The sequence below is a fragment of the Pseudoalteromonas sp. A25 genome (assembly GCF_009176705.1).
Classification (GTDB): Bacteria; Pseudomonadota; Gammaproteobacteria; order Enterobacterales; family Alteromonadaceae; genus Pseudoalteromonas.
Genome location: NZ_AP021846.1, coordinates 3,434,574 through 3,447,936, shown reverse-complemented (window position 1 = coordinate 3,447,936; position 13,363 = coordinate 3,434,574). Strand labels below are relative to the sequence as shown.

General features: G+C 42.2%; 12 protein-coding genes. 5 read left to right on the top strand and 7 right to left on the bottom strand.

Annotated elements, in window-relative coordinates:
- Positions 1 to 47: 47 nt before the first annotated feature.
- The 5 genes from GDK41_RS14900 to GDK41_RS14880 form a co-directional block, all read right to left on the bottom strand.
- Complete coding sequence (locus GDK41_RS14900) at positions 48 to 524, bottom strand: hypothetical protein (protein ID WP_152087152.1); 477 nt, start codon at positions 522 to 524, stop codon at positions 48 to 50.
- Positions 511 to 3,219 (bottom strand): Ig-like domain-containing protein, encoded by a 2,709-nt coding sequence (locus tag GDK41_RS14895; RefSeq protein WP_172971625.1) that lies wholly within the window; start codon positions 3,217 to 3,219, stop codon positions 511 to 513. The genes GDK41_RS14900 and GDK41_RS14895 overlap by 14 nt, the downstream gene beginning before the upstream one ends.
- A gap of 173 nt (positions 3,220 to 3,392) precedes the next feature.
- The gene (locus GDK41_RS14890) at positions 3,393 to 3,872 is read right to left on the bottom strand and encodes a DUF3299 domain-containing protein (protein ID WP_152087151.1); all 480 of its coding nucleotides are present in this window, start codon (positions 3,870 to 3,872) and stop codon (positions 3,393 to 3,395) included.
- Between the two features lie 12 nt (positions 3,873 to 3,884).
- Positions 3,885 to 5,204: an ABC transporter permease gene (locus GDK41_RS14885; RefSeq protein ID WP_152087150.1), complete on the bottom strand. Its 1,320-nt coding sequence runs from the start codon at positions 5,202 to 5,204 to the stop codon at positions 3,885 to 3,887.
- Entirely contained in the window at positions 5,204 to 5,887 is a 684-nt protein-coding gene (locus GDK41_RS14880) for an ABC transporter ATP-binding protein (protein ID WP_152087149.1), read from the bottom strand. The genes GDK41_RS14885 and GDK41_RS14880 overlap by 1 nt, the downstream gene beginning before the upstream one ends.
- Positions 5,888 to 6,086: 199 nt before the next feature.
- On the opposite strand from GDK41_RS14880, the gene GDK41_RS14875 reads away from it, so the two are divergent.
- From GDK41_RS14875 to GDK41_RS14855, 5 genes are all read left to right on the top strand, one after another.
- Positions 6,087 to 7,193: a phosphoribosylaminoimidazolesuccinocarboxamide synthase gene (locus GDK41_RS14875; RefSeq protein ID WP_152087148.1), complete on the top strand. Its 1,107-nt coding sequence runs from the start codon at positions 6,087 to 6,089 to the stop codon at positions 7,191 to 7,193.
- Between the two features lie 125 nt (positions 7,194 to 7,318).
- A complete protein-coding gene (locus tag GDK41_RS14870; RefSeq protein ID WP_152087147.1) occupies positions 7,319 to 7,981 on the top strand; it encodes a methylamine utilization protein in 663 nt (220 codons plus the stop codon).
- Positions 7,971 to 10,286: a bifunctional diguanylate cyclase/phosphodiesterase gene (locus tag GDK41_RS14865; protein WP_152087146.1), complete on the top strand. Its 2,316-nt coding sequence runs from the start codon at positions 7,971 to 7,973 to the stop codon at positions 10,284 to 10,286. The genes GDK41_RS14870 and GDK41_RS14865 overlap by 11 nt, the downstream gene beginning before the upstream one ends.
- Positions 10,273 to 11,094, top strand: a complete 822-nt coding sequence (locus GDK41_RS14860; RefSeq protein ID WP_152087145.1) for a DUF3034 family protein — start codon at positions 10,273 to 10,275, stop codon at positions 11,092 to 11,094. The genes GDK41_RS14865 and GDK41_RS14860 overlap by 14 nt, the downstream gene beginning before the upstream one ends.
- Positions 11,095 to 11,139: 45 nt before the next feature.
- On the top strand, positions 11,140 to 11,529 hold the full coding sequence (locus tag GDK41_RS14855; protein WP_152087600.1) for a group I truncated hemoglobin: 390 nt from the start codon (positions 11,140 to 11,142) through the stop codon (positions 11,527 to 11,529).
- On the opposite strand, the gene GDK41_RS14850 is transcribed toward GDK41_RS14855, so the two are convergent.
- Positions 11,526 to 12,311 carry a glycosyltransferase family 2 protein gene (locus GDK41_RS14850; protein ID WP_172971624.1) on the bottom strand — a complete coding sequence of 262 codons (786 nt, stop codon included), beginning with the start codon at positions 12,309 to 12,311 and terminating at the stop codon, positions 11,526 to 11,528. The genes GDK41_RS14855 and GDK41_RS14850 overlap by 4 nt on opposite strands.
- The gene (locus GDK41_RS14845) at positions 12,295 to 13,332 is read right to left on the bottom strand and encodes a glycosyltransferase family 9 protein (protein WP_152087143.1); all 1,038 of its coding nucleotides are present in this window, start codon (positions 13,330 to 13,332) and stop codon (positions 12,295 to 12,297) included. Before GDK41_RS14845 ends, GDK41_RS14850 begins: the two co-directional genes overlap by 17 nt.
- Between the last annotated feature and the right edge of the window lie 31 nt (positions 13,333 to 13,363).

The following is a 13,363-nucleotide window of genomic DNA, read 5'->3' as shown; positions in this document are numbered from 1 at the left end:
CTGTTAATTTTTGAGATCCTAGCATTTTCGTGAACTATGCTGTTGCATCAGTTGACGAGTAAGGTGTACGTAAAGCGATTAGAGCGCGTGGTAGGTGCAATAAAAATCGTATAGTCAGCAGCGCCCAACGTAACTGGTTGCGGTTGTGCACTGTATATGTGTAGCTGTTTATCGCCAAATTGTGCGTGCCAGCTGTTAGCTTGAAGGCCCGCTTTAAGAGGAATAAGTGTGCGACCAACGTTATTTGGAACAAATAACTGCGGTTTGTAAGTTTCTCCCCAAAGTGCTTTTAACTGACCATCTATATATAGCTTTGTATAGTTGCTCGGACCAAGTGGCGTTAATGTGGTTTGTTGTTTGATTTCGCATCTAGAGCACACAAGCTGTTGAGCATGTTGTTGGTCAATAAGCTCACCTTGGTAGGTAAGCCCCTGTTGTGTCATTGCCCATGGGTCTTGGCTAGTAGCTAGGTGATGACACCCAGCTACCAGTGTAACACCTAGCAACATGCTAGTTTTTTTCATAATTAGCCACTTGTTTTATTAATTCAAATAAATGTTTGGGCGGCATCTGTTCTTTTTGCACAAGTTGTTTATCAGAGTGCATAATTGAGTGAGTCACTTTAGCATCTCGTGTGTGATTGTGACCACTGTTTGCACCGCTCCAGTAAGTAGCAAAATTAAGGACTAAATTCGACCATTCATCGAAATCTGTTAGCATGCCTGCGCCGTCTTGATCGCCATTAACATCAAAGTCTTTCAAGATATCGCCATGGCTGCCGTTACAGTCAAAATCTACACTGCCAGAGTTTGCATTATGAAGGCCTTTGCTTTCATCTATTCGTGTCTCATCGATCACTTCATTGGTACCATGCGAGTAGCTAATAGAAAAGTTTTCAACTGCGCCGAATGGACCATTCAATAGCGATGCCCCCTCAGGGAAGCAATTGACGTTACCTCGATAGAACATTCTAAAGTATCGATCTCCTTCGTTTGTACCAATCGTGGGTAAGCCATCTAATTGGTACATATAGTTCATAACACTAACATGATTCGGCTTAAAGTTATTATTATCGTTGCCACCGTGGAGTAAGCCTAGGTTATGTCCCAGCTCATGCATGATGGTGCCAGCTTGTAGGTTGTAAGTAAGATTTTCCATTGCTGGAGTGTCGGTTGTTAAACGCCAGCCACCCATAGATATGATCAGGTCATTTCCATATAGCTCAGCTACACCTGAAGAACCAGGGCTACCATCTGGCTGCTGGCTGTTAGCCATCAACATATAATGAAAGATAGGGCGACGACGCAAATCAAAATGTTTTGCTTTGTAATCTAAAATACTAGGAGCATCGGCTTGGGCTGCAAACGAGGTACTAGCAGCAAATTCAACCTCATTCCCCCCCCCAAGGTCATGAAGATTTGGTGCTATCCCTTCATCTGCGTGGAAAAGTGCGCCACTATCAAAGTGCACTGCAATGCCTTGTTCGGCAAATGCTTCTTTTACTTTATCTAATGCTGCTTTGTGTGGTCGAACACCAGCATCATCGCTTTGCATATAGTCCACTTCAATAAAAATATCTGGTTGATTAACTCGCGCACCCCATTCATAAAGTGGTAGCCCTGCAAAAGTAGAGTTAGGTTGTTCGGCACAATCTGGAATACCATCTAAATCATCGTCAACACTGCAGTTGACATCGTTGGGACCAGCAGGTGTCATAAAGGTGGCCACTTGCCAATCAGCAGCAGAGTTTGTATCAGAGAGCAATTGAGATCTCACTATACTTTGCCCAAGTGCAGCTGATAGTGAAACAGCCGAGCTAGTATCAGTCCATTGCTCTGCAGAGTTTGGTACTTTAGTGGACTCTCCAAAACGAACAAAATCTATGCTGCCAATGTCGTTTGTGAGCTCAACAAAACCAGAGTTGTCCCAAGCTGGTGCGTACTCGCCGTCACCAATGAGCATAAGTTGAGCTGAACTCGTGGCGCTATTTTGCCAAATATGTGGGCCTATTTGACTTTGTACAACAATAAATTCACCAGGGCCGATTATTTGAGAACTCAGAGGAAAATTGCGCTCCCCTTGTGGTGAGTAATCATCAAGTTTTACGCTGTTTGCAACAATGCTGTAATTAGCTAAGTCCACCTCATGAGGTGTGCCATTGTAAATTTCTATCCAACGGTTGTCTTGCGGATATTGTGACGCTGAAACCTCACTGATCAGCAGGCCTTTCGAGCCAGTTTTAAAAAGGATCGTTTGCTCTTGTGCTAATGCGGTACCGTGGAAATTTGTCAGTTGTTCGGTGAGCTTGAGTTGATAAACCGTTTCCCTATTTAAGTTATCAGAGGGAGTTATTGTTAGTAAATATTGCTCATCTTGCTGTGTTCCAGTGACCTCATACGCTACGCAGCTGCTAAAGTCATTGGCACTGAGTTGAATAGGGCCGTCGCATTGTGATCCTGATTGCTTGGTAAGCCACGGTGCATCCATATTGTCGGAAAATGCCAGTTCAATTGAGCCGTCTACATTAAAGGTGGGGCTTTGGTTTTTCGGGTAGCTCTGAAGTAATAATGGCGCACTCGTATCAATAATGCTCAGTGTAATTGAGGCGGTGTCTGTAAGCTCGCCATCATTCACCTGAAATTCGAGGACTTGTTCGGCAATGGCATTTTTACTGGGGGTATATCGATAGGTTTGGTTATCTTCGCTAATTAATGTCAGTTCACCTTGTTGTGGGTTTTGCAACGAGTAAGTGAGTTGATCATTGTCTGGATCTTGAGCCGTTAGGCTAAACTCAATGCTGTCATTGTATTGCAAAGAGAGGACTTGTGCGTTTGCTTGTGGTGAACGGTTAACCTGTTTGATTGTGCTAATGATGACTTGCTCGCTACTTGCACCGTCATCATCGGTTGCGCGAATGGCAAACTTGATATCTGTATCTTCGGATACTTCGGGAGCAATAAAGCTTATCTGTGTATCACTCACTTTGAGATCAATAACTTCGGGCCCATCTATTTGTAATACACTGCTCGTTTTTATATGACCATCACGGTCGATGATTTGTAGCTGCCCCATTACTTGGCTGCGCTCATCAATATTCTTTGCTAGCTCAGCTTTAATATAAGGTTCAACGTTCTTATCTTCATTGTCAAAAAGGTCACAGCCACTGAGATGAGTTAATGCCACACTCAATAGAGATAACTTAAGCAGTTCTTTTTTCATAGTTGTTGTTTTTTGGTTGTTATTTTAGGAACACTATAGCTGAGTAATTTTTTTAATGTCTATAAATAACACATTGTTTTATTGGGATTATGTAAACAAATGTATAAATGGGGTAGGGAAATATTGATTGTAAGTGTGCTCTATTCAGGCACACTTACATAGGTATTATTTAGTTACAGCTCAAAAGGAGAAACGCCAACGGCTTGCATGGTATAACCTGTTTGAGCCAGTTCACCTTGCCAAGTCTCGACTTTGATAACCCCAGTTACAGTGATGGCATCATATAAGCTCTCTATCGGAACGCCCCCTTTAATCTTAACGTGCACAATTTGGTTTGGGGGGGGAGGCGGAACATGGATACAGGCACCAAAGTAAGGAACCAGCAAAAACTCGCTAATAAGCTGGTTATCTCCTTCAAGGGGCACGACAAAGCCCGGTAAACTCACAGATTGCCCATCTAGGTTTTTAACAACAGGGGCATCTAAGTTAGGCTGCACCCAGTTTTGATCATTTCCTTCATGACTGGCAGCATCTTGATTGTTGATCTGTACGTGACCCTTAGGGATAAGATCTTCCCAAAATATTTCTTTTGGCGCAGCAGCTTGTACAGACAAACTAAGCAAACCTATTAGTAATAGGGATATAAATCGCATATAAATACTCTCTTAAATTTTGATACTCATGCCATCGGCCAATGAATAAAAATAGGCACGAGCGGCAGGTATGAGACCCATCAAAGTGCCGGCTATCATAATAACGCCTAACAAGGTCAGTTCATAGGAAGATAAAGGGTTAATACTTAGGCTAATACCGAACTGGCTTTGTAACAAAGGTTCAATTGCAAATAGTGCAACATAAAAACCAAGGGTTCCTAACCCACAGCCAATCAAGGTGATTATAATTGCTTCAAAGCTCATTAAACTAAAAATATGCCAAGGCCTAGCTCCAACAGAGCGTAAAATAGCCAGTTCTCTGCGACGTTGATTTAGCGTGGCGAGCAATGTAGTGAGCATGCCTAAAAGGCTAATGACAACAACCACCATTGAAAAAAGCAGTAGAATTTTTTCAACAATATCGAGCATCTCCCAAAGCTCTTTTAATGTTACCGTTGGCATGATTGCTAATAATGGTTCCGCTTTGTATTGATTGATATTACGGCGAACTTGTAAGGTATATAACGGAGAGTCAAACCCCATCAGAAACGCGGTAATTTGTTTGGGACTGCCGACTAAATCGCCAGGGGCGCTTTCTAACGAACCGTGTTGATGACCGTGATCATCAGTATGGTCATGTGTCTCATGTTGATCGTGGCCATTTTTCTTACGTTGGATGGCGCGGGGCGCGCTTGTCTTGGCATGCATTGTTTCTACGGCAATTAAAGGTATATGCACGGTTTTGTCTACTGGCGTACCGGTTGGCTCTAAAATCCCCACAATGGTCATCGGGTTATCATCGTGATGGTGAAAACTCGTATTGCCCATACCATGCGAAATTACAATTTTCTGACCTAAGTGATAGTGCAATTTTTTGGCGACTTCACTACCGAGTACGACTTCTTGAGCGTTATGAAATGCTCGTCCAGTAGCAAATTGTAGAGGCTGCTTTTTCCCATATCGATAATGTTTAAAGTAATTATCATCGGTGCCTAACACGGCGTGGCCTTTATGGCTATCGCCTAAGCTGATTGGTATAGTCCATGCAACGCCTCGTCGATGTTTAATATCTTGATAACTTTGCCATAGAACGGCGTTATTACTATGACCAATGCGAAATACGCTTGCGAGCAGTAATTGAATGTCTCCAGTGCGGGCCCCTACAATTAGATCTGTCCCTGAGATTGTATTACTAAAACTGCTTTTTGCATCCATTCGAACACGTTCAATACTCAATAGAAGCATGACACTGATTGCAATGGTAAACAGTGTGAGCATAACACTGGTTCGACGATTGTAGCTGCTTTTGAGCGCCAGTTTTAATAAGGTCATTAGTTTGCTCCATTAATACTAGGGAGGCTAATTTTACGATCGAACAGCTTGGCTAAACTTTTGTCATGACTAACAAAAATCACCGTGGCCTGATATTTTCTAGCTTGAGAAAATAAGGTGCTGATAAACGCTTCACGGTTATCAGTATCTAGAGCTGATGTGGGTTCATCGGCAATAATAATCTCAGGTCGGCCAATAAAGGCTCGCGCGGCGGCTACCCGCTGTTGCTGACCAATACTCAGTGTTGAGACATTACAGTGTAACTGCGTTTGCTCAATGCCAAGAGCAATAAGTAACTGACGAGCTTGGGTGAGAATATCTCCCCCATCTTGTTTCGCTTTATTGGAACGCGCGATTGAAAATTCACACCCTAATATGACGTTTTCAAGCGGATTCAAGTAGGGTAATAAATTAAAGTTTTGAAAAATAGTGCCAATATGGTCAGCGCGAAATTTGTCTTTCTGCGCATGTGACAGGCGTGTAAAAGACTGCCCTAAAACAACGATATCGCCATGCTGTATCGAGTTGATACCTGCAAGCAAACCTAACAAAGTTGATTTACCACTGCCGCTGGGGCCATGTAAAAATATGTGCTCACCCTGATTAATGCGTAAATTCTTGATGGTCAAAGTGGGCGTTGCTTGTTTTTGCCACGAATAAATCAAGTTATTAATTTCAATCATTGTACATCGCCAGTGCTGCTTTATTGATATGGTATATCAGATTAACGTGAGGCTAAACCTTGTGTCGTTGAAACCTAAACTTTGTGCGGCAAGTCGCGTTGCCGATTGTGATTTTGTCGCTGAACGATTATTATAACGCCTCCTAACCCCCTCATTTTTTTGCACCCTTTAGCAAGGTGCATCCGGCCTTGGAGAAATAATGAGTAGCTACAAAGTTTTAGACGTTAATGACGATCTACCAATTCGTACCAAAGGTGCTGTGCACAGCGGTAAAGTTCGTTCAGTATATTGGCTCACTGATGAAGATAGTGCGCGTTTAATCGCTGAAAAACAGTATGACGTACCAGAGGGTACCGAGCTGGCAATTATGGTGATCTCTGATCGAATTTCAGCATTTGATTGTATTTGGCAAGGCGAAAATGGCCTTAACGGCGTGCCAGGTAAAGGTATTGCCTTAAATAGTGTGGCGGCGCATTGGTTCAAGCTGTTTGACGAAGCGGGCCTTGCTGGTAATCATATTGTTGATATTCCGCATCCTTACGTGTGGATTGTTCGCAAAGCTAGTACCGTTAGAGTCGAAGCCATAGCACGTCAGTATATCACTGGCAGTATGTGGCGTGACTACGCCAAGGGCATTCGCAACTTTTGTGGTCTTGAGTTACCTGAAGGGCTTCAGGCGAACCAAAAACTACCTGAACTTTTAATTACACCATCTACGAAGGGAATTATCACCGGTCTTGATGATGTACCTGCGGTTGATGATGTAAACATCAGTAGAAAAAACATCACTGATAATTTAAGTGCATTTAACTTTAAGTCAGAAGATGATGTTGCCAAGTATGAAAAGCTTTTGGCTCAAGGCTTCGATTTGATAAGCGCTGAACTTGCAAAATTAGACCAAATCTTTGTTGATACTAAGTTTGAATTTGGCTACATCGAAGATACTGATGGTCAAGAAAAGCTGATTTATATTGACGAAGTTGGTACACCAGACTCATCACGTATTTGGGATGGGCCTGCGTATCGCGATGGTAAGATTATTGAAAATTCTAAAGAAGGCTTTCGCCAATTGTTGATCAATAATGTGCCTGATTCGGACGTGCTGTTGAATAAAGATCGTATGGGGGAGCGAGAGGAGTTAGCCAAAAATTACCAGCTACCTGTCGATGTGATGATGTCTGTATCTGATACCTATGTCGGTATTGCCAGCAAAATAGTTGGCAAAGAGTTGGTTATTCCGCAAGACCCCCGCGCAGATGTTATCGCTATTTTAGATAGCCAGTATGGTTTAATTGAAAATAGCTAACTTGCCAAAGACTTAGCCAATAAACACCGTTTGGGTGTTTATTGGTGCTTATCTACTAAATGCCTTGCAATTGTCTGATTAGTCCATTTAACTTACAGTTAATATAGAATAACTAAAGGCAAGGTATGCCCCGTAACAATCTTAACAAGTACATCGTTTCTGCACTGGGTTTGTCGATATTAAGCTGCCTCAGTAGCGCGATACAGGCAAAGACATTGACGTTAGTCGATCAATTTGACGAGCCAGTAGAGAATGCGGTGGTTGAGTTACTAGGGGCTGCGGCAAGTAAACCGCACAAGTCGGTTATGAACACACCCGCAATTATGGATCAGGTTCAAAAACAATTTGAGCCCAAGCTACTGACAATTGTTCAAGGGCAACAGGTGTCTTTTCCTAATAGTGATGATATTCGACATCATGTTTATTCTTTTTCGCCAGCAAAACCGTTTGAACTTAAACTATATGCAGGAACACCAAAAGCGCCCATCGTTTTTGAGCAGCCTGGGGTCGTGGTGCTAGGGTGTAATATTCATGATTCAATGGTTGGCTACATCTATGTGGCAAACTCACCGGCTCACTTTGTTTCTGATAAGCGCGGAAAAGTGACTCTGCCAGACAGTACGAGGTCTTACTTTGTATGGCACCCTCAGCAAAAAGAAGAAATAACAGAGCGTGTTAAGCACAATTGGCCTGTGGATATGAGTGAAGCCAAGGTAGAAATTGAACTAACAGCGCCGTTACCTCGTAATACATTTGGTGAAATGTTTAAGGAACATCATGGGAACTAGCTTAAAACATCGCATTATCATGTTATGCGTTGGTCTAGTATTGCTTACTGCAGTGTCGAGTTTAGTAAGCTTTTGGTGGTCAACCAGCCATTTTAATGAGAGCCAAGTGCAGCAAGACATGCAAGTGGCACAAAATGTATATCAGCAATATTTAAAAGCAAAAGAGCGGCTGTTGGTGACTGCTGCAACAGTATTAACTGCTGACTTTGGTTTTAAACAAGCTGTTGCAACCCAAGATGCGGATACAATAAGCAGTGTGCTATATAACCATAGCCAGCGTATAGATGCTGATTTAATGCTGTTATTTAATACCCGCGGCAAGTTGATATCGGCAGATAAAAGCGACATTACACTGCCCACCGATACATCAAAGTTGTTAAAACAATTACTGGCACAAGGCAGTAGTTCTTCTTTTATGGTGATAAGTGAGAACTTGTATCAAGTAATTGTTTTACCCGTTAAGGCACCGCGTACCATCGCATACAGCGTGGTAGGGTTCAAAATTGATAGTGCGGTTGCTAAAGAGCTAAAAGAATTAACGGGCATGGAAATTAGCTTTATCGCAACGCACACCGGACTCAAAGCAACCACTTTGGATGACCATCCGCCTCACTTGACCCTACTTGAGTACATAGACAGTCAAATTGTGGAACGCTGGTTTAGTGAAGACCCTGTCTACCTAAGTGCAAAGCTAGAACTGCCAGGACTAGAAGCTAACCCAATTCGTGTTGTGCTAAGTGCCGATTTGAGTGAGCATTATCAAGAGTTTGATAAGCTCGTGCTCACCGTTATTTTGCTGTCATTTGGTACTATTATTTTGGGTTTTATTACCAGTGGAATCTTAGCGAGCAACTTAGCCACACCGCTTTTGCAATTAACGGTTATGGCAAAACAGTTTGCTCAAGGGAATTATCGTGCAACCATTTCAGAGTCACGGCCCAGCAAAGAAGTGTGTGAACTGGTTGATGCTTTTCAGGAAATGGGTGAAGACATTCAAACACGAGAGAAGCAGATCCGCTTTCAAGCTCGTCATGACACCTTAACCGATTTTTATAATCGCACCGCTGCTTTGGATCTTTTGCCACAATATATTGATAAAGAGCGTGCTTTCTACTTGATAGCGCTTGATATCAAAGGTCTTCGGCATATTAACGATAAGTTAGGCCCACGAGTTGGAGACAGTTGTATCCAAGCTGTTGCACAACGGATCAAAGAGTCTACTGAATCGTTTGTGGGTTTCAATGCTCGTTTAGGTGGCGATGAATTTTTAAGCGTGATAGAAGCATCACCCAACACTTCAAAGCAGCAGTGTGTTGAGCAACTACAGCAGGCACTCAATCGACATTACATGATTCAAAAACTAGAGATCACTTTACGCTTTAGTATCGGTGTAGTGCAGTATCCTGAACAAGCGCAAACCCCAGAAGATATGGTGCGCCGAGCTTTAATTGCGGTAGATACAGCAGCGCAAGATGGGCATGAAGTTTATTTTTATCAAAATGGTGAAGATGAAGCACACTTAGAGCGTCTGCAAATTATTGATGAGCTTAAGCATGCACTGCAAAATGATGATGGCCAGCTATTTATGGCTTATCAGCCAAAGCTTAATATAAACAGTGGCAAAATCGATAAAGTGGAAGCGTTGATAAGGTGGCAGCGAGAAAATGGCGAGTGGGTTTCTCCAGAGTTATTTGTTGATTTAGCTGAACAGTCAGGACTTATTGTGGAGTTAACGCAGTGGGTAGTATGTACGGTTGTTGCACAAGTTGGCAGTTGGCTTAAAGAAGGACTGACTATGAAAGCGGCCATTAATGTGTCAGCGCAAGATATCGCACATAGTCACTTTTTACCGCATCTAGAAGCGCAGCTTGTTAAGTATTCAGTGCCAGCCAATCTCATAACCATCGAGCTGACAGAGCGCGATATGATTGAGAATGAAGAAAAAGGGATCAACACGCTCAAAGCACTAAAATCACTGGGGGTGATGATCTCGTTAGACGATTATGGTGTTGGTCAAACTTCGTTAGGTAGACTGAAAATGCTACCTATTGATGAGTTAAAGCTGGATAAAGTGTTTATTTTAAAATTGAACGAGTCGCACCAAGATCAATGTATTGTGCAATCAACAATTTCTCTGGGGCATCAATTGGGTTTTTCGGTGGTTTCAGAGGGGGTTGAGAACTTAGAGTCTTTAAATCTACTTAAACAAATGCGTTGTGATTATGCACAAGGCTATCATTTAAGTCGGCCACTTCCAGCACAGGAGTTTTTGGATTGGCTTGGTAACTACCATGAAGTGGATTAGCTTTTTATCGCTGCTACTGTTTTGCAGTGCAGTATTTGCCGATGGTAAATTGCTGGCAACACCTGGGGTGTCGCAAGTAGAAGGCAGTGCGGGTGGGGGGCTTGTTCCTTGGGCTCAATTGGCCGGCTATGCGAGCGAGAATGAATGGTCTATTAGTAGCTTTTGTAGTCGCGGTAGTGTTAAAAACTATCGGTTAGATGTGTGTGCTCTTCAAGGTAATTTATTTGACCGCGTTGAGCTTAGTTACGCGCAGCAGACATTTGATGTTCCAGCCTTAAGTACCCGTATTAAGCAAACAGTAAGTGGCGTTAAAGTGAGGCTTTATGGCGATATTGTGTATAGTAAATGGCCACAACTGAGTGTGGGCGTACAGCATAAATCATTAAAAGATGGCAAAGTGGCCAAGCTTTTAGGTGCGCATAGTACCCGTGGTGATGATATCTATTTAGCTGCAAGTAAGTTGCATTTGGGTGCAATCAATGGCTACAACTGGTTTTGGAGTATAACAACGAGATACAGTGAGGCCAACCAAATTGGTTTACTAGGGTTTGGCGGGAAGCAAGCGGATAAGGCATGGTTACTGGAAGCCAGTAGTGCGGTATTTCTCTCCAGAGAGGTGGCGATTGGGGTTGAGTTTCGTGAAAAGCCAAATAATTTGAAGTTAGGTGAAACACACTGGAAAGATGTATTCATCGCGTGGTTCCCTAACAAATCGTTTAACATCACCGCAGCATGGTTAGATTTAGGCTCTATTGCTGGCGTTGATGCACAAATGGGTTGGTATTTATCTATCACAGGGTACTTTTAAATGGCGCTGGGCAAACTTTACAAAAACGTATTACTTATTATAACCATGCTGATTGCGTTACCAGCCTGTCAAAGCTCACCAAACTCTTTATATCAGCAGGTAGGCGAACAAGCTGGGTTAGAGAAGCTAGTGGATGCGTTTATCAATCAAATCGGTAAAGATGATGTGGTTTTTGCCTATTTTAAGCAAACCAATGTGAGCCATTTTCGTGCTGGATTTATTGCCCATATGTGTGATGTATTAGATGGCCCGTGCACGTACGAAGGTGACAGCATGGCGCAGATCCACACAGGCATGCAAATTAATGAACATGACTTCAATCATACGGTAGACTTGCTGATAGCCGCCATGAGCGAAACGGGTATTGCTCATCCAATACAAAATAAAATTCTAGCGCGTTTGGCTCCAATGCGTGCACAGATAATAAAGATCTAGTTTTGTTGATGCTTCGCTTTTTCGTGGAGCTCAAAAAGTTTTGCTTCTTTTAAAAAAGCGTACTGCGCATTTATCATCGATAAAATAAAGCCTCTTCTGCCCGAAAATATTTTTCTTCTGATAAAAAACTCTTTGATAAAAGTAACAGGAAAAACCAGTAGTAGTTTAACTAGAGAGCTGCGCTTGTTACTGGCAAATTTGTCTTGCGCTTTTAATGTGGAGTAGTCGTTGGTTTTCAGAACTAGCGTTGCGACTTCATTGTACCCATGATGAACAAAGCTCGCTGTTGATTTGAGCTCTGGTCCTTCAATTTTAGCACTTTCGTGTACTTGTTGATTTACGTTAAATTTTGCGTTATTGCGTTTATAAAATCGCACATTATTATCTTTGCGAGCAAGTAAACTGGGCTTTTTATAGATAAAAATATCATCCCGTTGAAAGCGCACTGCAGAATACTTATCGAGCTCAATTTGTTTAATAATTTCGTCGATACAAGCATCAGTCAATACTTCATCTGCATCTAAGTTAAGTACCCAGTCATAACTGCACTTTTCCAAAGCAAACTGCTTTTGCTTGGCAAACCCCAACCAATCTTGGTGGTAAACTTTTGCGCCAAAATGCTCTGCGATACTAACTGTTTCATCAGAACTGCCAGAGTCTACAACGATAATTTCAGCAAAGCTTTTTATGCTTTCTAGTACTTGCGCTATGTAGCGTTGCTCATTTAACGTGACAATGAATACACTTACGGGAATGGGGGTTGTCTTATTGCGAGTATTCACGTTCAGTGTCCTTGTCGATTTGTGTTTTAAGTAAGTTGATTGCAAGTTTTGCTAGTTTATCTGGTGAGATAGATGCGAGCTTTTTTGAATCATCAAGCATAAGAGGGTTAGCAAAAAGAGGGATGCATCGTTTTGTGAGTGGCTCGACAGATGACCAAGGGCTCGTGCCTATGCCAACCAAAGCGATACAATTTACGTTAACAGCACATGCAATATGCATGGGGCCAGAATCTATACTAATCATTAAATTTGACTGTGCGATAGTGTCGACTAGTTCTGTCATATTGGTTTTACCGCTGAGATCAGTCACTTCGATATTACTTGACTTTAACGCATGACATAATTGAGCATTGTCTGCTTTTTCGTGCTCAGCGCCTATAAGCAAGAACTCACACTCAGTTTGCCGAGCGATTTGTGAAAGTGCAGTGTGGGCACTTTGACTTGGGTAATATCTAGTCCCCTTATTTGCACTACCCATATATACACAAATGACTTTTCTATTTTGGCTATTATCAGGGCGTGTATATGAGTCAGTGCGCAAAGTTGGATGAGTAAAATACGCAAAAGGGTTGTTATGAGGCTCATTGATAAGTCTACAATAGCGATTGATATAGTGATGGTTAGGGTTTAGTCTCAGAGCGTAACTTAACAGCGGAGAACGACCATTTTGTGCATAACCAATAAGTGTCCTTATGCCAGCAAGTTTGCACAATAACGCATCGCCAAGCGAGCCCCTAAATAAAAAAGCGAGTGACAATTTACGCTTTCGTAATTCGTTAATCAGTTTTATTGAAACTCTGCTTTTGCCAAAACTATCAACGCATACAAAATCAAGGTTAGTAAATTCAGCTCGAGTGAGCAATTCGCATACGGCAGCGCTGGCTAACAGCACTAATTTATTATTGGGATACAGGGTATGTAAGAGCTTCATAGCAGGTATAGCATTGATAGCATCACCAATAAATTTAGGTAATACGACGAGAATTGGACCTTTTACCTGTTCAGTTTGCAGTGTTTTCAAAATTATATCGAAGCTTTATTGCACCATTATA

Bases quoted from the DNA above. Each gene is read 5' to 3' on its own strand.
- GDK41_RS14900 (WP_152087152.1), bottom strand. From the start codon at position 524: ATGAAAAAAACTAGCATGTTGCTAGGTGTTACACTGGTAGCTGGGTGT.
- GDK41_RS14895 (WP_172971625.1), bottom strand. From the start codon at position 3,219: ATGAAAAAAGAACTGCTTAAGTTATCTCTATTGAGTGTGGCATTAACT.
- GDK41_RS14890 (WP_152087151.1), bottom strand. From the start codon at position 3,872: ATGCGATTTATATCCCTATTACTAATAGGTTTGCTTAGTTTGTCTGTA.
- GDK41_RS14885 (WP_152087150.1), bottom strand. From the start codon at position 5,204: ATGACCTTATTAAAACTGGCGCTCAAAAGCAGCTACAATCGTCGAACC.
- GDK41_RS14880 (WP_152087149.1), bottom strand. From the start codon at position 5,887: ATGATTGAAATTAATAACTTGATTTATTCGTGGCAAAAACAAGCAACG.
- GDK41_RS14875 (WP_152087148.1), top strand. From the start codon at position 6,087: ATGAGTAGCTACAAAGTTTTAGACGTTAATGACGATCTACCAATTCGT.
- GDK41_RS14870 (WP_152087147.1), top strand. From the start codon at position 7,319: ATGCCCCGTAACAATCTTAACAAGTACATCGTTTCTGCACTGGGTTTG.
- GDK41_RS14865 (WP_152087146.1), top strand. From the start codon at position 7,971: ATGGGAACTAGCTTAAAACATCGCATTATCATGTTATGCGTTGGTCTA.
- GDK41_RS14860 (WP_152087145.1), top strand. From the start codon at position 10,273: ATGAAGTGGATTAGCTTTTTATCGCTGCTACTGTTTTGCAGTGCAGTA.
- GDK41_RS14855 (WP_152087600.1), top strand. From the start codon at position 11,140: ATGCTGATTGCGTTACCAGCCTGTCAAAGCTCACCAAACTCTTTATAT.